Origin of the sequence: Brachybacterium sp. 107 (genome assembly GCF_052379725.1) — a bacterium.
Classification (GTDB): domain Bacteria; phylum Actinomycetota; class Actinomycetes; order Actinomycetales; family Dermabacteraceae; genus Brachybacterium.
The window spans coordinates 497,646-515,940 of the sequence record NZ_JBQSYW010000001.1 but is presented as its reverse complement, the minus strand read 5'-3'; the positions used below and the strand labels follow the sequence as shown (position 1 = coordinate 515,940).

The following is an 18,295-nucleotide window of genomic DNA, read 5'->3' as shown; positions in this document are numbered from 1 at the left end:
TCGACGTGCGTATTGAGGTAAGGCTACGCTTCCCTTCGTGCCCCCTGCTTCCGCCGTCCCAGCTTCCGCTGCTCCTGAGCCCGCCGCATCTCACGCGCCCTCCGCTCTCCGCCCCGCCCTCACCGGGCAGGAGCTGCATCTGCGCTACGGCCGCCATCCCGTGGTCCACGGCGTCTCGATCGCGCTGACCCCCGGCACCGTGACCGCGCTGCTGGGCCCCAACGGGAGCGGGAAGTCGACCGTGCTGCGCTCGCTCGCGGGACTGCACCCCCTGGGCGAGGGCGAGATCCTGCTCGACGGCCTCGAGGGGCCCCGCAGCACGTCCCTCCTCAGCGCGAAGGAGCTCGCGAAGGCGCTCACCCTGTTCTCCCAGTCCCGCACCAGCCCGCAGGGGCTGTCGGTGCGCGACGTGGTCGCCTTCGGGAGGCACCCGCACCGTCGGCGCTTCGCCGGCCTCACCGATGCGGACCGTGCTGCGATCGACCACGCGATGGAGCTGACCGGCGTGTCCGCCTTCTCCGCCCGTGGGGTCGGCGAGCTCTCCGGGGGAGAGATGCAGCGCGTCTGGCTTGCTTCCTGCCTCGCCCAGGACACCGGCATCGTGCTGCTGGACGAGCCCACGAACCATCTCGATCTGCGCTACCAGATCGAGACTCTCGACCTGGTGCGCGATCTCGCCGAGATCCACGGCACTGCCGTGGGCATCGTGCTGCACGACCTCGACCATGCCGCACGCATCGCCGACCAGGTCATCCTGCTCAGCGCCGGCCGCATCCACGCCACCGGCGCGGCCGAGGACGTGCTCACCTCCGAGCACCTCAGCGACGTCTACGACATCCCCATCGACGTCACCGCCGATCCCGGCAGCGGTCGCCTGCGCATCGACGCGCTGGGTCGGCGCGGTGCGAGGGTCCCCACCCCCGTCTGAGGGGCCCTCCGCCCCGCCTTTCCCTCCTCTCCGCGCCTTTTCCTCCCCTCCGCGTTTCTCTGCGTCTTTCCGCCCCACAGCCCCACAGCCCCACCGCCCCACCGTCCGTCCCGTGCCCGACGCGCATCCGTCGTCGGGCGACCCCTGCGGCCTGCCCGCCCATCCACCAGGAGCCCCCATGAACCGATCCGTCCGCCGCGCCCTCGCCGCCCTCACCGCCGGCGCAGCCGCCGTGGCCCTGGCCGCCTGCGGCACCACCGAGGTGCCCGAGGCGGATGCCGGGGCACCCTCGGATGCCGCCGCGCTCAGCGACTCCTGCGCCGAGGACTCCACCACGACCTCGACCGCGCCGGTCTCCGTCACCGATGACCTGGGCCGCCCCGTGGAGCTCGACAAGCCCGCCGAGCGGATCGCCGTCCTGGAGTGGCAGCAGGTCGAGGACGCACTGACCCTGTGCATCGCCCCGGTCGCCGTCGCCGACGCCGAAGGCTTCGGCACCTGGGACACCGCCGAGACGCTGCCCGAGGGCACGGCGGACGTCGGCACCCGCGGGGAGCCGAACCTCGATGCCCTCGCCGCCGCCGATCCCGACCTGATCATCGTCGAGGCCACCGGCAAGGACGACCCCGTCATCGCCCAGCTCGAGAGCCTCGGTGTGCCCGTCCTCGCGACCGTCGGCGCCGACGCCTCCGACCCGATCGGCACCATGAAGGGCCTGTTCACCCTGATCGCCGAGGCCACCGGACGCACGGAGCGCGCCGACGCGGTGCTCAGCGAGTTCGACGAGCACGTCGCCACGGCGAAGCAGGAGGTCGCCGACGCCGGCCTGAGCACCACCGACTTCGTCTACTTCGACGGCTGGGTCGACGGCGGCAACGTCTCCATCCGTCCCTTCGGCGAGGGTGCCCTGTTCACGGCGCTGGGCGAGGAGCTGGGGCTGACCAGCGTGTGGACCGGCGAGACCGACCCCGCCTACGGACTCGGCCAGACCGACATCGAGGGCCTGACCGCGGTGGGCGACGCCAACCTCATCTACACCTCGACCGACGATCCCGCCGGGAACTACGTCGACGAGCTCGAGAAGAACGACCTGTGGACGAACCTGCCCGCCGTGCAGGACGGCCGCGCCTACCCCTTCCCCGCCGGGATCTGGACCTTCGGCGGCCCCCGCTCCTCCGAGCAGGCCATCGACGCCTACGTCGAGATCCTGACCGCGTCGTGAGCCGGGCGGCGACGAGCCCGTCGTCGGCGCCGGAGCACCCGCCGGCACCGGATCGGGGGTCGGCCCCGGACCAGACGCCGACGTCGGCATCCGTCCCGTCCCGCAGCCCCCGCGAGGCGCTGCGGGACGGGGCCGGCGGAATCCTCGGCGGGATCGCCACCCTGGTGCTGCTGGCGCTGGGCGTGGTCGTGGTCGGTGCCTGGCACCTGACCCAGGGGACCTCCGGGATCGGGCTCGGCGACCTGCTGGCGCACCTCACCGGCGGGGCGGACACCGTGGGCGAGGTCGCGATCGGCGACCTGCTCACCGCCTCACGGCTGCCGCGTCTGCTGGCCGGGGTGGCCGTGGGCGTGGCGCTGGGCAGCGCCGGCGCCCTGCTGCAGTCCGTCTCCCGCAACGCGCTGGCCTCCCCGGACACCCTCGCCGTCACGGCCGGCTCCTACTTCGCCCTGTCCCTCGTGGCGGCGCTGGGCCTCGCGGTGCCGCTGTGGGCCTCGAGCGGGGTCGCCTTCATCGGCGGTCTGCTCGCGGCCGCCGTCGTGCTGGCGCTCGCCGGGGGAGCGGCATCGTCCACCACGCGCCTGATCCTCGCCGGATCCGCGGTCGCGATGGCGCTGCAGTCCGGCACCTCGATGCTGCTGATCCTCTTCGAGGCCGAGACCACCGGTCTGTACGCCTGGGGCAGCGGCTCGCTGTCCCAGCTGAACCTCACCGCCTCGCTGCGGGCACTGCCCGTGATCGCGGGGGTGCTGGTCCTGGCACTGCTGCTCTCCCGGCGCCTGGACGTGCTGGGGCTCGGGGACGACGCCGCCTCCGGCCTGGGCGTCCCGGTGCGCTCCACGCGCGTGATCGCCGTGCTCGCCGCCGTGCTGCTCAGCAGCACCGCCGTGACCGTCGCCGGCCCCATCGCCTTCGTGGGCCTCGGCGCCCCCGTGCTCGCCCGCCTGCTCGGCGGTGTGGTGCGCTCCCTGAACCGGCACCTGCTGCTGATCCCCGCGAGCGGCCTGATCGGCGCCCTCGTGGTGCTGCTGGCCGACGCCGTCGTGCGCGCGATCCTCGGGCCCCAGGGCGCGACCGCCGTCCCGACCGGGATCCCCACCGCGCTGCTCGGCGCGATCATCATCATCCTGCTGGCCCGGCGCCTGCCGGACTCCGGCTCACGCGTCCCGCCCCCGCAGGCGCGCACCGGCCTGCGCTCCCGACGGCGCGTGGTGATCGTGCTCGCGGCCTGCGTCGCGGCGCTTCTGGGCATCGCGCTGCTGGGACTGCTCGCCGGCAGCCTGTGGCTGCGCACCGGGGACCTCGCGCTGTGGATCCAGGGTGATGCGCCGACGCTCGTGGCGCGCGCGCTCGGCGAACGGGTGCCGCGGATGAGCGCGGCCGTGCTCGCCGGCGCGGCCCTCGCCCTGGCCGGCTGCGTGGTCCAGTCCACCGTGCGCAACCCGCTCGCGGAGCCGGGCCTGCTGGGCATCACCTCCGGGGCCGGCCTCGGCGCCGTGATCGTGGTGACCGCGCTCGGCGGCAGCCGCCCGCTGATGATCGGCGTCGCGGTGGCCGCCGGTATCGCCACCTTCGGCGTCATCGCGCTGCTGGCCTGGCGCGGCGGCCTCGCCCCGGAGCGCTTCGTGCTGGTGGGCATCGGCGTGGGCTACGCGATGAGCTCGCTGACCACCTTCCTGCTGCTGCAGGCGAACGCCTGGGACACCCCGCGGATCCTCACCTGGTTGTCGGGGACCACCTACGGCCGCACCCTGAGCGACGTGGCCCCTGTGCTGGTGGTGCTCGCGATCGCGGTGCCCGTGATGCTCTCGCTGCACCGCGAGCTGGACCTGCTCGCGATCGACGAGGACTCGCCGCGGCTGCTCGGCGTGCGGCTCCAGCGCACCCGCGTGCTGGTGCTGGGCCTGGCTGCCGTGCTCGCCGCGATCAGCGTCGTCGCCGTCGGCGTGGTGGGCTTCGTGGGCCTGGTCGCCCCGCATCTCGCGCGGTCGCTCGTGGGCGGCCGCCACGTGCGCTCGATCCCGGTCGCGATGCTGCTGGGCGGGGTGCTCGTGGGACTGGCCGACGCCCTGGGACGCTCCCTCATCGCGCCCGCGCAGGTGCCCGCCGGGCTGCTGGTCTCGCTGATCGGCGCGCCCTACTTCGTGTGGCTGCTCTGGCGTTCGCGCGCGTGAGTTGTCGTGCGCGTGCCGGCGTGAGTGCCCGTGTGAGGATAGGGCTCATGCCCGACGCCGCGCCCGCTCCCACCCCGTCCGCCCCGGCGCTCGTGATCCTGCGCGGCAACTCCGCTTCGGGGAAGTTCACCGTGGCGCGTCGTGTGCAGAGGTCCTTGCCGCGTGGCAGGGTCGCCGTGATCGGCCAGGACCATCTGCGCCGGGAGCTGCTGTGGGAGCACGATGCGGCCAACAGTGACACCGCCGGGCTGATCCTGGCCACGGCCCGGCACTGCCTCGGGATCGGACGGATCACGGTGGTCGAGGGGATCTTCGGCAGCGAGCGCTATGGCGACATGTTCGAGGAGATGCTCGCCGACCATGAGGGTCCGTGCCTCGTCTACTACCTCGACGTGAGCCTCGCGGAGACCCTGCGCCGTCACGCGGGCAAGACGATCGGAGGTGAGGTCCCGGCCAGTGAGGTCGCCTCCTGGTACCGGGAGCATGACGTGCTCGGGGCACCGGGGGAGCAGGTGCTAGGCGAGGATCTGTCGGAGGGCGACATGGTCGCCCGCGTGCTCGCGGACCTCACAACGGCTGCGGAGCACTGACCGCCTCGGCGTGCAGGACCGGTTTCCTCATCGGGGCCACAGCCTGACGTGGAGGCAGATGGATCCCCGCGATCATGCACCGCACCGAGCCGCCGGCGGCCTCGATCGTCGGGACCGGCACGGCGAGGATCCGGCATGAGAGTTCGATCCGGCTCCGCTGTGCGGGGGAGAGGTGCCCGGCCGCACGGGTGGACAGCACCAGCAGCCGTTCCTCGTCGGCCGTCCCGGCGTATCCGGTGACCTCGAGGCAGTTGCCGAGGAAGCCCTGCACCTGGGACTCGGAGAGCTCCACGACCTCGCGGCCCGACGCCCGCAACCGGTCGCGGACCTGTGACCGCTGGGAGCGGTCCCGGATCATCCCGGTGCCTACCAGCGCCACCTCGGTCCCCACGCTCATCAGCACGTTCGTGTGATAGACCGGCACCCCTCGAGAGTCCGTCGCGTCGAACAGGACGGCGTCGTACCCGAGGTCGCCGCAGACCTCCGCGAACAGGCCGCCATCCAGCCGGCGGGAACGGCAGGCATAGGCGACGCGGGCGAGGTGGTCCAGCACCATCGCTCCGGTCCCCTCGAGGAAGCGGTTCTCGCGCTCCGCGGCCGACCAGTCCGCCACCCGGCGCACCGTGAAGTGCGTGCGCAGGTGCTGCACGATGTCCTCGCGGCGCTCCGTCCGACGGTTCGGGGCATACATCGGGTACAGCGCGAGGGTGCCGTCGGCGTGCGTGGACAGCCAGTTGTTGGGGAACACGCTGTCGGGCGTGGAGGTGCCCTCATCGTCGAACACGCTCACCTGGACCCCGGCCTGCTCGAGCGCCGTGGCCAGGCCCTCGACCTCTTCGCGCGCCGGTCGGGCGGTGTCGGCGTCGGGCGCGACGAGACGGCGCTGGAAGGCGTTGTCGGCCGCCGTCTGGGCGTTGGGATGGAAGTGGTGAGGGCGCACCAGGACGACGTGCGAGGGTCCCTGCCCGCTCATCGTCAGCTCACCGGGGCGAGGACGTCCACCAGGGAGAAGAGATCCTTGGGGTCGTCCGGATCGGCGACCAGGTCCAGCGCGGACTGCAGGTCGGAGCCGGCGGTGGCGTCGCGGGCGCAGCGCAGTGCCGAGAAGTCGGAGATCGCGAAGCCCACGGAGTCGAACACCGTGACCTCCTCGGCCGACGACCGGCCGCCCGCAGCGCCGGTGAGCACCTGCCACAGCTCGGTCACCGCGAAGTCCGCGGGCATCTGCTGGATCTCGCCTTCGATGCGGGTCTGGGGTGTGAACTCCACGACGACGCGGGAGTCCTCGAGGATCGCGGGATCGAGCTCCGTCTTGCCGGGGCAGTCCCCGCCGATCGCGTTCACGTGCACGCCCGGGGCCACCTGGTCCGCGCGCAGGATCGTGTTGCGGGCCTTGTCCGCCGTGCAGGTGGTGATGATGTCGGCGCCGGCGACCGCCTCATCGACCGAGGTCGCCGCATGCACCCGGAAGCCGAGCGGCTCGAGGTTGTGTCGCACCTTCTCGATCGCTGCCGCGTCGATGTCGAACACCCGCAGATCCTCGATGCCCAGCACGCCGCGGCTGGCGAGGGCCTGGAACTCGGACTGCGAACCGGCACCGATCAGGGCGAGGGTGCGCGAGTCCGGCCGGGCGAGTGCCTTCGCAGCGAGGGCCGACGTCGCGGCGGTGCGCAGCGCGGTCAGCAGAGTCATCTCCGCGAGGAAGGTGGGATAGCCGGTGTCGACGTCGGCCAGGACCCCGAAGGCGGTGACAGTCTGGAAGCCGCGCGACGGATTGGACGGGTGGCCGTTGACGTACTTGAAGGAGTAGGTCTCCCCGTCGGACGTGGGCATCAGCTCGATCACGCCCAGCGGGGTGTGACTCGCGATCCGCGGGGTCTTGTCGAAGCGCTCCCACCGTCGGTAGTCCGCCTCGAGATAATCGGTCATGCGCACGAGGATCGCTTCGGCGCCATCGCGCCGGATCCATCGCGCCATGCCGGCGACGTCGAGCAGCTGGGTCATCGCACTCGCCTCCTGAGGGCTGAGCCGGCGACGGGGCTCCAGGAATCCCGGAGACTCTGCGCACGCCGGTGTGGTGGATTCCAGCGTAGATTTCGCAGATGGCAGGCGGTAGAGACTGATCGCTCGAGATCTGCCTACTTGATGCGCAGACTGCCCGAGCAGATCTACCATTGTGTCCATGGAGCGCATCTCGGATCTCGACGAACGGCTGCTGTCCGCCCTGCGGAAGGACGGCCGCGCCCCGATCGCCACCCTCGCCACCCAGCTCGGGGTCTCCCGCGCCACCGTCTCCAGCCGGATCGAGAAGCTCACCGCACGCGGCGTGATAGTGGGCTTCACGGTGCGGGTGCGCGACTACGCCGAGACCGCGACCGTGCGCGCCACGTCCTTCATCGAGGTGGAGGGGCGTTCCACGAACCGCGTGATCACGCTGCTGCGAGGCTTCCCCGAGATCCAGAACCTGCACACCACGAACGGCGGCTGGGACCTGGTCGCCGAGATCGCCTGCCCCGACCTCCCGGCCTTCGACGACGTGCTGCGCCGGATCCGCTCGATCGACGGCGTCGTCAACAGCGAGACCAGTTTGCTGCTCAGCTCGGTGCTGCGCTGAAGGCGCTTAGACGGCGCGCCGGCCGATTCCCTCGATACGTCCCGCTGGTGGGACGAATCGAGGGAACGGGTGACGTGTGGTGCTCGGAGCTCTCGGTGGCGCGTGGTGCCCGAACGGTCAGTGACGCACGGTGTTCGAACGGGGTGCGGGGCGAGGCACCCGATGCGGTCTCAGACGGCGAGGACCCAAGGTGCCGCGGCCACGGTCGCGACCGTGGCGACGACGGCGTACCCGGTCAGCACCGTGCACACCAGCCACTCCCGGGCGCTGCCCGCATCGCCCAGCAGCGGCACGGCGATGTCCCCGCTGCGCTGCCAGAGCCCTGAGGCGAGATGCTTCGGGGGCTTGATCACGAGCGGCCAGGTGGGGAAGGGGATCCCGTCGGTGGTGAGCAGGTCCCCGATCAGATGGACCAGCACGCCCACGGCCACGGCGGCGGGGAGCCAGATCGAGGTGTCCGGCGCGGTGACGGCGACCAGCAGGCCGGCGGCGACCCCCACCGCCCAGGGCAGCAACCGGCCCTCGACCATCTTCAGGGCCCGGGTGCCCAGCGCGCACATCACGGTGACCAGCAGGGCGGCGCCCGCCTGGACCTCGCCCACCACGGGTACGACGACCTGCCAGCCGAGCCGGTTCACGGCGATCGCCAGCGCGGTGAAGAGCGCCGCGGCCAGGAGCGTATGGGTCGCGCCGCGATGCCCCGCCATGGTGCTGACCGCCCGCGTGATGGCCTTGGTGAGGCCGCCGCCGGAGCGGGAGATCGTGGCGGAGGGATGGTCGATGTCCGGCAGCAGGGCCGCGCCGGTCGCGACCACGGCGCCGGCGGTCACCTGCGCGGGATCGAGGTCCCACAGATCCAGGCCGACGACGTGCTCGAGCACGGGGGCCGAGCCTGCCAGGGCCATCCAGGCGGCGGTGCCGCTGATCGCGTGGTGTCCGCCCATCATGGGCATCGTCCTCCTCGGGAGATCGTCGACGTGGCCTCACCAGGGGAAGGGTGCGGGCGGAACCGCTGGTGGGAGGCAGGACGTCACCGGGGGAGGAGGGCCGCCGGGAAGACTACCGGTGGGTCATGACAGTCGGCGCACGTCGTCGTCCGCAGAGCTCGTTCCTGGTTCTGGTTCTCACTGCGCCGGAGGTTGAGCTCGAAGATAGGCGATCACCGCCAGGACGCGACGATTGCCGTCCTGCTCGGAGATCCCTAGCTTGTCGAAGACGGCACTGACGTGCTTGACCACAGCTCCTCGGGAGAGATGAAGGCGCACAGAGATCTGATCGTTCGTCTCCCCTTGGGAGACCAGTTCCAGGACTTCCAGCTCTCGGGAGCTGAGCTTGGCGACGACATTCGTCTCGCGACGCATGAGAGCGGTGACGACGAGCGGATCCACGACGATCCCGCCGCGTCGCACCACCTCCAGGGAATTCAGGAAGTCATGCACTTTGGACACGCGGTCCTTGAGCAGATAGCCCAGCCCGGTCGGCGACGCCGACTGACCATCTTTCGCAGTGAGTCCCAGCAGTTCGCTGGCGTACTGCTGCTCAACATATTGGGACAGGACGACGACGGGAATCGTCGGATGCTTCCGACGAATCTCTAGTGCGGCCTGCAACCCGTCGTCACCGTGCCCAGGAGGCATGCGCACGTCCGTCAGGACGAGATCCACCCCTCCTGCTGGGATCAGTGTCGAGGCCTCGGCCCGGAGCTCGGTCGCCGTGGGAACCGCTGCAGTCACCACGTGTCCGGCGCGCTCCAAGAGGGCAACAAGGCCGTCACGCAGGAGGGCGGCGTCCTCGGCGAGCAGGATCCTCATCATCCGTCCTCTCGATCTGCTGTGACGGGAACCTTCAGATCCACGATGGTCGGGCCGCCCTCCGGGCTGTCCAGCGTGAGAACCCCGCCCTGACTGCGAGCCCGCGCCCGCATGCTGATGAGCCCGGTGCCGGTCGAGACTGCTCCTCCACGTCCGTCATCGGCGATCTGAAGTCGAAGGAACGACGGGGTGCCTGTGGTCATCGGGTCATCGAGCGTGCAGCGGATCGATACGGTCTGCGCCCCGGAATGCCGCACGACGTTCGTGATCGCTTCGTGCGCGATGAGATGAATGCTGTGTTCCAGCGACATGGGCAGGCGCGGAACTGTGCACTCTGTCGTGGTCTCGAGCGGCACGGCGCGGGCGAGCTCAGCGATGGCCGCCTGAAGGCCGCCGTCGCGCAGAACCGTCGGGACCAGCCCGCTCACGGCGTTGCGGACGGACTGCCCGCCGAGGTCCAGCTGCTCGCGCACCTCGTCGAGACCGGAGAGGATCGTCGATCGTAACTCGCCTTCAGACAGATGCTCGGCCTCGAGCTGGAGCATCGCCAGGCGCAGACCCGCGGCACTGAGATGCATCTGTGCCCCGTCATGGAGGTTCCGTTCCAGGACCCTGCGCTCCAGAGCGACGGAGTCGTCGAGCTGCACAGTCATGTCCCCGAGCGCCTCGACCTGCGCTGCGAGACGGGACTCCTCGTCCCGCAGGAGGGCGGTGCTCAGCCCCGACCAGCCATAGGCGAGAGCCGTCAGCGCCCACAGCGCGAGGAACAGCACGATCAGCCCGAGCATCGGGAAGACGATGACCACGAGCAACGGAGGAATCACCTGGTCCGCAATGCCCCAAGTGGCCTCCCGTCCGGCGAGCACGGCGACGGGGGTGGCGAAGAGGGTCCCGATCACGACGACCAGCACGATGCCGACGAAGAACATCGCCACAGCCATGACGGCTGTGAGGAGGACCAGCACCACGTCCTGCCAGCACAGCTGCCCTGGACGTCGCGCGACCCGCAGAGCTGGCCGACTGGCCAGCGGCAGAAGCCGCGCCTCAGCGCGTGGCCACGCGAACAGCCACACGGGGATGAGCAGCACGGTGAAGACCACACCAAGGGACACGACCCCCGCGACGGCCTGCAGGACGAGGTAGAGGATCGATGCCCACGGTGCTCGGCTGCGCATCAGCGTCTGCGGATGGCGCAGCGAGACATGATCGACGTGGGACACAGGTCGACACTACGACGTGTCCGATGCCGTCGGGGTAGGCATTCGCCTACCTTCCGTCGTGTGCGAAGCCCTCGAGAGTCGGCGTCATTCGGTCGTTCTCGAAGACGGTCCCGTCGCGTGGACTCAGGTCATGACTCCCTGCCTCTCTCCGGTGATCATGGCCCGGCAACTGACCAAGACGTACGGCCGCGGCTCTGCCGCGCGAACAGTCCTGGACGACGTCGATCTGGAGATCGGCCCCTCGATGCTCACGGCGATCATCGGCCCGAGCGGCTCGGGGAAGTCGACCCTGCTGTTCTGCCTCTCCGGCCTCGAGACGAGAAGCAGCGGCGAGATCGACCTGCTCGGGGTGGATCCGGTGCGTTCACGGTCTGGTCAGATGGCTCGCCTCTATCGCCAGCAGGTGGGATTCGTGTTCCAGGACTACAACCTGATCCCCTATCTCTCCGCGCGCAGGAACGTGGCTCTACCGGGCCTGCTCGCCCGGCGACGGGACGCGCTGCCCCGAGCGGATTCAGCGCTGTCGGAGGTGGGGCTCACGGAGTTCGCCTCCACCCCTGCCTCCCGCCTCTCCGGCGGACAGCAGCAGCGCACTGCGCTCGCACGGGTGCTCGCCGGCCGGCCGGAGGTCGTCTTCGCTGACGAACCGACCGGTGCACTGGACACGGCGGCATCGGCGGCAGTGATGAGCGGGCTCCGGGCCAGAGCGGATGAGGGCGCCGCGGTCGTCCTGGTCACGCATGATCTCGACGCTGCGTCCTCTGCAGATCGCGTGGTGCTTCTCCGCGACGGTCGGATTCATGCACAGCGCGGTAGGAGCTCGGTGCAGGAGCTCGCGGAGCTCCTGCAGAGCGGCGCGGAAGGATCGAGCCGATGATCGGGGCGATCCTTCCAGGTGTCCTTGCTGGCAGAGCCTCCTGGTGGGCACCGGCACTGGTAGCGAGCCTGACGTCGCTCCTGATCGGAACTTGTTTGGTCCAAGCCTTCGGCACTGATGCTTCGAACTCCGAGATTCAGGCGGTGCTGCGTCATGAGGGTTTGAGACCAGACCACGTATCGACCGTCGGTGTCAGCATCGCCGTGATGATCGTGCCGGTATCCGTGATCGTTCTTGCCGCAGTGTCCTCGGCAGCGATCGCCGCAACGACAAGGGACCGCGCGCGGTGGAGGCTTGCTGGAGCATCGCCGATCGCTCTCGCGGTCTTCGTCCTGACCCAGATCGGGGTCGCGGCACTCGGCGGAGGGATCCTAGGGGCGTTCGCGACCGCACTCGTCGGAGGTCGGCTCTCGGAGCTGCTCAACGGGATGATCCTGCCCGAGCTAGCGGGAATCGACGTGCAGGCAGCCCCAATGGCACTGGTCGGCGCTGTTCTTGTCCCGCTCCTGACGACTCTGTTCGCCGCGGTGGTCCCGGCGCTGCGTGGAGCACGGGTGCCGGCGATTCGCGCAGTGCGGGGAGAGGATGAGCCCCGATCTCGTCACGGCACCGGCCGCTGGATGGTGACGGGGCTCGGGCTGGTTGCCCTGCTCATGACCGTGGAGGCGGTGTATCGCCATCCACCGGGCCTCGACAACGGCGAGGCGCTGACGGCTGGGCTCGGTCTCGCCGTGCTGACTCTTGGGGTGGCAGGCCTCGCGGCACGGATCCTGGTGCCGCTGGTGGTCTCGGTGGTCTCGGTGGTCTCGCGCTTGCTGCCGGTGCCCAGTCCGCTGTGGCCACTTGCCCGGGACGCTGCTGTCGCCCGGGCGCATATCAGTGGATCGACCGTCGTGGCACTTGCCTGTGGGTCGGGGATCCTCGGGTCGATCACGGGTATGGCGCGAACCAGCGAAGCCATTGCCCGAGCGCTGGGATCGCAGGAGGAGTACAACCTGCTGGACACCTACGTCATCTGTGCAGTCATCGGTCTGCTGTGCGCGGTCAGCGGGGCCTGTGTGCTCGCGCTGAGCACAGGCGACCGACGACGGGAGGTTGCCATGCTGCGTGCGGCGGGAATGTCGCCGTGGCAGGTACGGGCTGGGGCGGCGAGTGAAGCCTTCCTGCTCTCAGCCTCCGCAGCGCTGATCGGTCTGGCTGCGACGGTGGTGTCCACCGCACTGGTCCCGCGTGCTGCAGCCGCGGATGGGCTGCCCGTTCGGTTTGTCCTGCCATGGGTCGAGCTCTCTGTGTCCGCGGTGCTGACGGTGGCTGTCCTGCTCGCTGCGCTCGTGCTCCCGACGCATCGAGCACTGCACGCGTCCGTGCGTGCATCCTTGGTGTCGGTGTGAATGACTCTCTCGGCGAGAACGGAGTCGAAGCAGTCTGTTCTCAGGATCCGGATGACGCGATCGGGCCTCAGCGCGGAGGAGCTGGATCGACCCGCGTCCCGAGCTGCGATTCCAGATCGCCCAACTCGGTGATGGCGTCGACCATGCTGTCCTTCTGCTTCGAGGCGAGTAGGTGGCGACGTGCGAGCTCCGCGACAGCTCGGTGCGACCTGGCACCGGTGAGCTCTCGGGCGCCCAAGATCAGTTTCAGGTCCAGTTCGATTCGTAACTCCGCCATGCCTGCCCACCTCCCGCTCTCGGTCGAAGCATAGGCAGAGGCCATCACCGCGTCACGGCCTCCAGCAGCTCGAGCACGTGCCGGTACGACTTCCCTGTCGCGGCCTGCATGCCGAGCTCGCAGGTGCGGTTGGAGCTGACGTACCAGTCCGTCTCGCGCTGGGCGACCTCGGCGGCCTCGGCCCGGGTGGCCGACGCCGTGAGCTCGGGGTGTAGCATGCCGCGGTCGCCCGCGTAGCCGCAGCAGCCCCAGTCCACCGGCACCACCACATCGCGGGCGGCGGCCTCGGCGATCGCGATCAGGTCGTCGGTCGCCCCCAAGTGGGTGGTCGAGCAGGTGGGGTGCACGGTCACCGACCCGGCGGGCTCGCGCACGCTCAGCTGCGGCAGCAGGCGCCGACGCACGTAGGTGATCGCGTCGAGCACCTCGACCCCGGTGCCCTCCATCGCCTGGTGGATCCCCTCGGTGCAGCTGGAGGCGTCCACGATCACGGGCAGCTCGCCGTCATGGCTCGCGGCGAGCAGGGCGGTGCGCACCTGGTCGCGCATCCACTCCTTGGCGCCGGTCATGCCCTTGGAGGAGAAGGGGGTGCCGCAGCACAGGGAGGCGGCGTCGTCCGGGACGGCCAGGCGCATGCCGGCGCGCTGGGCGAGGAGATCGAGCGCCGCCGGGACCCCGGCGGCGGTCGTCGGGGACGACGGCGAACCCGACGACGTCGCACCACCCTTCCCGCCTCCGCTCCCGCACGCGCAGTTGCCCCCGCAGCCGCCGGACGCCCCACCGTCACTGCTGCGAGGCTCCTCGGCGGCCCCGAACATGGTGTGCACGCAGGCGGGGAGGTACACCGCGCCGATGTCGGCCGAGGCCCGGCCGCGGCCGCCCGCGCGTCGCACCGACCCACCCCGTCGAGGCAGCTCGCTGCGGTACTGCGGCACCGTGTCCGTGCCCAGCAGGGCGCGGCCCACGTCGGTCGCCGCCCGCGGCAGCACCTGGGGGAGGGTCCCGGCCACGCTCATCGCGGCCGAGGCCCCGCGGGTCAGCAGGTCCCAGTTCCCCGCCGCCGCCTTCCAGGCCGCGTTCGGCGCCGCGCTCGCGTCCTCCGCCCGCAGGCGTCGCACCAGGTCACCGGTGTTGATGCCGACGGGGCAGGCGGTCACGCACATCCCGTCGACCGCGCAGGTCTCCAGCCCCTCGTACTCGTACGCGCTGCGGATCGCGGCCGCAGTGGCGAGGTCCCCGCGCTGCTCGGCGAGGTTCGCGTCGCGGCGCAGCACGATCCGCTGGCGCGGGGTGAGCGTGAGGTCCTTGGAGGGGCACACCGGCTCGCAGTAGCCGCACTCCACGCAGCGGTCCGCCTCCTCCTCGATCTCGATCACGGGCTTCAGGTTCTGCATATGGGCGGTCGCATCGTCGGTGAGCACCACACCCGGGTTGAGGATCCCGGCCGGGTCCACCAACGCCTTGAGCTCCCGCATCACGCCGTACAGCTCCGGCCCGTACTGGCGCTCCACGAACGGGGCCATGACGCGACCGGTGCCGTGCTCGGCCTTGAGGTTCCCGCCGTGGTCCAGCACCAGCTCGACCATGTCCTGCGTGAACGCCTCCAGGCGCGTGGATCCCTCACCGAGCTGCTCGTTGAGCAGGAAGTGGATGTTGCCGTCCTTCGCGTGCCCGAAGATCACCGACTCGTCGTAGTCATGACGGTCGAACAGGTCCTGCAGGCCGCGGCAGGTGGCCTCGAGCTCGGGCACCGGCACCACCACGTCCTCGAGCAGGGCGGTCGAGCCCGCCGGGCGGGCGCCGGCGATCGCGGCATAGAGGCCCTTGCGGGTGGTCCACATCGCGGCCCGACGGGCGGCGTCGGTGGTCATCTCCAGCGGCACCGACAGGCCGAGCCCCTCGGACATCCCCACCGCATCGGCCGCGCGCTGCGCGAGCTCGGCGGGGTCGTCGCTGCGGTGCTCGACGAGCAGGGCGGCATGGCGCTCGACGTCCAGGCCGAGGATCTCCTGGGGCGCCCCGGCCAGGCCCTGCGCCACGATCAGGGAGCGGGCGTCCATCAGCTCCGCGGTCGCGAACCCGGCGCCGACCACCTCGGGCAGCGCGGCGGTCGCGGCCTCGAGCGACGGCAGCACGAGCAGCCCGGTGGTGATGTGCTTCTGGATCGGCACGGTGCGGAACACGGCGGAGGAGACGAAGGCGAGGGTGCCCTCCGAGCCGACCACGAGATGGGCGAGCACGTCGGCCGGGGTCTCGAAGTCCAGCAGGGCGTTGATCCCGTAGCCCATCGTGTTCTTCAGCGCGAAGCGCTCACGGATCACGCGGGTGGACTCGGCGCTGTCCCGCACGCGGCGCATGAGGCGCACCAGGCCCTCATGGAGATCGGGCTCCTCACGCCGCAGGCGGGCGTCGGCCCCCTCGAGCCCGGTGTCCACGATCGTGCCCGAGGGCAGCACGAAGCGCAGCGACTCCAGCGTGCGGTACGAGTTCTCGGCGGTCCCGGCGGCCATGCCGGAGGAGTTGTTGGCGATCACTCCGCCGATCGTGCAGGCGACCTCGGAGGCCGGATCCGGCCCCAGCCGCCGCATCTGCCGCAGCAGATGTGCGTTGACCTGGCGCAGCGTCGCCCCGGGCCCCACGCGCACGCGCTCGCCGTGATCGAGCACCTCGACGGTGCGGAAGTGGGTGCGCACATCGGCCAGGACCGCCTCGGACTGCGCCTGTCCGGACAGGCTGGTCCCGCCGGAGCGGAAGGTCAGGGGCCGACGCGCCCGCATCGCCTCCCGCAGCAGCGCCACGACGGAGTCCTCGTCGGTGGGGGAGGTCACGGCCTCGGGCAGCAGCAGGTAGTGCGAGGCGTCGTGCGCGAGCGCATGACGGGCGACGACATCGGTGTCGAGCAGGGGTGCGACAGTCATGCCTCACGGTATCGCGGGTGGTCGGGGGCGCGAGGCGGCTTCTCGCCGCATGAGGTCGCCGGTGGAGGCGGCCTGTACGGTCGGATCCGTGACGAGCGCACTGAACACCTACCTGAGCCGCCTCTCGATCGCGCTGTCCACCGCGACAGCGCCCGAGACCACCGACGACGAGGTCCTCCCCGATCGCGGGATCTCCGGCAGCGCCGAATCCGTCGGCGACATCCCGGACCTCTCCTACCTCTCCGGCGCCCGAGAGGACCACCTCGGCGTAGCGGTCTGCACCATCGACGGCGAGATCACCTCCGCCGGCACCGACCACGCCTTCCCGGTGCAGTCGATCTCCAAGGCCTTCGCCTACGGAGCCGCGATCGATCTCCACGGGATGGACTACGTCGACTCCGTGGTCGACGAGGAGCCGACGGGGGAGGAGTTCAACGCCCTCAGCATCGACCGGCACTCCAAGAAGCCCAAGAACCCGCTGGTCAACATCGGGGCGATCCGCACCCACGCGATGCTGGGCCCCACCCAGGCCGAGCGCACCCAGCGCCTGCGCGACGTGCTCGATGCCGCCGCCGGGCGCCCCCTCGAGCTGCATCACGAGACCAGGGAGGAGGAGCTGACGATCGCCGACCGCAACCTCGCCCTCGCGTACATGCTGCGAGCGGCCGGTTCGATGACCGAGGACGCCACCGAAGTGGTCGGCGGATACATCGAGGGTTGCGCAGTGCTCACCACCGTCACCGATCTCGCCGTGATGGCCGCGACCCTCGCCTCGGGCGGCACCAATCCGCTCACCGGAGAGAAGGTGTTCTCCCGTGTCGCCGCCCGACAGGTGCTCTCCGTGATGCTCACCTGCGGGATGTACGACAACGCGGGCGACTGGGTCAGCGACGTGGGACTGCCCGCGAAGTCCGGCGTGGGCGGCGGGATCATCGCCGCGCTGCCCTCCCGCTTCGGCATCGCCAGCTACGCCCCGCAGCTCGACCTGCACGGCAACTCCGTGCGCGGCACCTACTTCTTCGAGCGGCTCAGCGCCGACTTCGCCCTGCACATGCTCGACGGGGTGGTGCCGCGTGACCTCGAGGAGTGCGCCCAGGAGCTGATGGAGGTCGGCACTCATCCGTGAGGTGGGGGAAAGAGGCGAGGGGCCGGGAGCTGCCGGGCTGAACCCGGTTGTGTCCCGCTAGTCCAGCTGGGCCTGCCTGGCCTGGCCAGGCCTGCCTCGCCTCGCCTGGCCTGCCTCGCCCCGTCCCCGTGAACCGGCATCCTGTTCCCGCTGACGTATCCAGTGGCGCGAGGCATGCAGGCTCGCCCATATACGGGCAGCCTGCACACCTGGCGCCACTCGACGCAGTTGCGGATCGATGCGGCGTGCTTGGGTGGGCAGGGGTACGCAGGTCTGTGCAGAAGCAGGACGGAGCCGGCCGCAGAAGCCGTGTCGGGGGTGCTGAACTCCGCTGGAGGCCTGCTCGCGACGTGCTCGCTTGTGGCGTGCTCGGTCGGATGCGAACCTTGCGGCATGATCTCCGCGAAGGTGCTGGCGCCCGATGACTGGCCCGTGTGGCGGGAGCTGCGTCTGCGCGCCCTGGCCGACTCTCCTTGGGCTTTCGGCAGGACCCTGGCCGAGGTTCTCGCTCGGGACACGGAGGAGCATTGGCGTGCCGGGGTCTCCGCGCCCATGGTCTCGTTCGTCGTCGAGACCGCCGATGGGCCCGTCGGAATGGCCCGGCTCATGTTTCCTGAGCGGGCCAGCTCGCTGCCGGAGCTGATCTCGGTATGGGTGGCGCCGGAGGCCCGCCGGACAGGGGCTTCCCGCGCCCTCATCGCCGCCTGCGTCGACCACCTCGCCGCGCACCACCCGATGACCCGGCTGCGCCTCGCGGTCGTCGAGACCAACATGCCCGCCCGTCGGCTCTATGAGAGCTGCGGCTTCGGGGTGATCGGCCGCAATCCGGACGACGACACCGAGCTGCTCATGGAGCGCCGCGCCGCCCCGATGGGCCAGCAGAGCGTCGAGCTGCCCACCGAGCTCGTGGCCCGGTACCGGGCCGTGGACCGGGAGCGCGTGGGCACCCCCACTCTGGACACCCCCGCCCACCTGGACCGTCTGACCGAGCTGATCGGTCGCGAGGGCATGCGCACCCCGATCGATCTGGCCTTCAACGAGCAGTTCGCGACCATCGACGGCAATCACCGCATCGCCGTGGCCCGGAGGCTGGGACTGGCGACGGTGCCGGTCCACCTCACCCGTCGCCCCGAGCACCCCCGCCCCG

14 protein-coding genes and 1 pseudogene are annotated in these 18,295 nt (G+C 70.7%); 9 read left to right on the top strand and 6 right to left on the bottom strand.

The features are described from left to right. Positions 1-37 precede the first annotated feature (37 nt). From ACT3UL_RS02275 to ACT3UL_RS02260, 4 genes are all read left to right on the top strand, one after another. Complete coding sequence (locus ACT3UL_RS02275; protein WP_444576499.1) at positions 38-928, top strand: ABC transporter ATP-binding protein; 891 nt, start codon at positions 38-40, stop codon at positions 926-928. 178 nt (positions 929-1,106) lie between these two features. Continuing rightward, positions 1,107-2,150, top strand: coding sequence for an iron-siderophore ABC transporter substrate-binding protein (locus tag ACT3UL_RS02270; protein WP_444576498.1), 1,044 nt, complete (start codon positions 1,107-1,109; stop codon positions 2,148-2,150). Continuing rightward, a complete protein-coding gene (locus ACT3UL_RS02265; RefSeq protein ID WP_444576497.1) occupies positions 2,147-4,324 on the top strand; it encodes an iron ABC transporter permease in 2,178 nt (725 codons plus the stop codon). Before ACT3UL_RS02270 ends, ACT3UL_RS02265 begins: the two co-directional genes overlap by 4 nt. A 47-nt stretch (positions 4,325-4,371) precedes the next feature. Further along, positions 4,372-4,914, top strand: a complete 543-nt coding sequence (locus ACT3UL_RS02260; protein WP_444576496.1) for an AAA family ATPase — start codon at positions 4,372-4,374, stop codon at positions 4,912-4,914. Here ACT3UL_RS02260 and ctlX read toward each other — a convergent pair. Next, on the bottom strand, positions 4,892-5,887 hold the full coding sequence (gene ctlX, locus ACT3UL_RS02255; RefSeq protein ID WP_444576495.1) for a citrulline utilization hydrolase CtlX: 996 nt from the start codon (positions 5,885-5,887) through the stop codon (positions 4,892-4,894). The two genes, ACT3UL_RS02260 and ctlX, sit on opposite strands and share 23 nt — an antisense overlap. A gap of 2 nt (positions 5,888-5,889) precedes the next feature. Then, positions 5,890-6,918: an ornithine cyclodeaminase gene (locus ACT3UL_RS02250; RefSeq protein ID WP_444576494.1), complete on the bottom strand. Its 1,029-nt coding sequence runs from the start codon at positions 6,916-6,918 to the stop codon at positions 5,890-5,892. Positions 6,919-7,096: 178 nt separating this feature from the next. On the opposite strand from ACT3UL_RS02250, the gene ACT3UL_RS02245 reads away from it, so the two are divergent. Beyond that, the gene (locus ACT3UL_RS02245) at positions 7,097-7,528 is read left to right on the top strand and encodes an Lrp/AsnC family transcriptional regulator (protein ID WP_444576493.1); all 432 of its coding nucleotides are present in this window, start codon (positions 7,097-7,099) and stop codon (positions 7,526-7,528) included. A 170-nt stretch (positions 7,529-7,698) separates the two neighbouring features. Here the strand turns inward: ACT3UL_RS02245 and ACT3UL_RS02240 are convergent, their stop codons facing one another. From ACT3UL_RS02240 to ACT3UL_RS02230, 3 genes are all read right to left on the bottom strand, one after another. Next, complete coding sequence (locus ACT3UL_RS02240) at positions 7,699-8,481, bottom strand: metal-dependent hydrolase (protein WP_444576492.1); 783 nt, start codon at positions 8,479-8,481, stop codon at positions 7,699-7,701. Between the two features lie 171 nt (positions 8,482-8,652). Further along, complete coding sequence (locus ACT3UL_RS02235; protein WP_444576491.1) at positions 8,653-9,339, bottom strand: response regulator transcription factor; 687 nt, start codon at positions 9,337-9,339, stop codon at positions 8,653-8,655. Next, positions 9,339-10,559, bottom strand: coding sequence for a sensor histidine kinase (locus ACT3UL_RS02230; protein WP_444576490.1), 1,221 nt, complete (start codon positions 10,557-10,559; stop codon positions 9,339-9,341). Before ACT3UL_RS02230 ends, ACT3UL_RS02235 begins: the two co-directional genes overlap by 1 nt. Before the next feature lie 130 nt (positions 10,560-10,689). Between ACT3UL_RS02230 and ACT3UL_RS02225 the strand changes: the two genes are divergently transcribed. Both ACT3UL_RS02225 and ACT3UL_RS02220 read left to right on the top strand, forming a co-directional pair. Further along, on the top strand, positions 10,690-11,436 hold the full coding sequence (locus ACT3UL_RS02225) for an ABC transporter ATP-binding protein (protein ID WP_444576489.1): 747 nt from the start codon (positions 10,690-10,692) through the stop codon (positions 11,434-11,436). After that, positions 11,433-12,827, top strand: coding sequence for an FtsX-like permease family protein (locus ACT3UL_RS02220; RefSeq protein ID WP_444576488.1), 1,395 nt, complete (start codon positions 11,433-11,435; stop codon positions 12,825-12,827). Before ACT3UL_RS02225 ends, ACT3UL_RS02220 begins: the two co-directional genes overlap by 4 nt. A gap of 321 nt (positions 12,828-13,148) precedes the next feature. On the opposite strand, the gene ACT3UL_RS02215 is transcribed toward ACT3UL_RS02220, so the two are convergent. Continuing rightward, a complete protein-coding gene (locus ACT3UL_RS02215; protein ID WP_444576487.1) occupies positions 13,149-16,022 on the bottom strand; it encodes an FAD-binding and (Fe-S)-binding domain-containing protein in 2,874 nt (957 codons plus the stop codon). Positions 16,023-16,110: 88 nt separating this feature from the next. Between ACT3UL_RS02215 and glsA the strand changes: the two genes are divergently transcribed. Both glsA and ACT3UL_RS02205 read left to right on the top strand, forming a co-directional pair. Next, positions 16,111-17,148, top strand: coding sequence for a glutaminase A (glsA, locus tag ACT3UL_RS02210; RefSeq protein WP_444576486.1), 1,038 nt, complete (start codon positions 16,111-16,113; stop codon positions 17,146-17,148). 174 nt (positions 17,149-17,322) lie between these two features. Further along, positions 17,323-17,958, top strand: a pseudogene (locus ACT3UL_RS02205) (GNAT family N-acetyltransferase); the annotation flags it as partial. Between the last annotated feature and the right edge of the window lie 337 nt (positions 17,959-18,295).

Bases quoted from the DNA above. Each gene is read 5' to 3' on its own strand.
- ACT3UL_RS02270 (WP_444576498.1), top strand. From the start codon at position 1,107: ATGAACCGATCCGTCCGCCGCGCCCTCGCCGCCCTCACCGCCGGCGCA.
- ACT3UL_RS02260 (WP_444576496.1), top strand. From the start codon at position 4,372: ATGCCCGACGCCGCGCCCGCTCCCACCCCGTCCGCCCCGGCGCTCGTG.
- ctlX (WP_444576495.1), bottom strand. From the start codon at position 5,887: ATGAGCGGGCAGGGACCCTCGCACGTCGTCCTGGTGCGCCCTCACCAC.
- ACT3UL_RS02250 (WP_444576494.1), bottom strand. From the start codon at position 6,918: ATGACCCAGCTGCTCGACGTCGCCGGCATGGCGCGATGGATCCGGCGC.
- ACT3UL_RS02245 (WP_444576493.1), top strand. From the start codon at position 7,097: ATGGAGCGCATCTCGGATCTCGACGAACGGCTGCTGTCCGCCCTGCGG.
- ACT3UL_RS02240 (WP_444576492.1), bottom strand. From the start codon at position 8,481: ATGCCCATGATGGGCGGACACCACGCGATCAGCGGCACCGCCGCCTGG.
- ACT3UL_RS02235 (WP_444576491.1), bottom strand. From the start codon at position 9,339: ATGAGGATCCTGCTCGCCGAGGACGCCGCCCTCCTGCGTGACGGCCTT.
- ACT3UL_RS02225 (WP_444576489.1), top strand. From the start codon at position 10,690: ATGACTCCCTGCCTCTCTCCGGTGATCATGGCCCGGCAACTGACCAAG.
- ACT3UL_RS02220 (WP_444576488.1), top strand. From the start codon at position 11,433: ATGATCGGGGCGATCCTTCCAGGTGTCCTTGCTGGCAGAGCCTCCTGG.
- ACT3UL_RS02215 (WP_444576487.1), bottom strand. From the start codon at position 16,022: ATGACTGTCGCACCCCTGCTCGACACCGATGTCGTCGCCCGTCATGCG.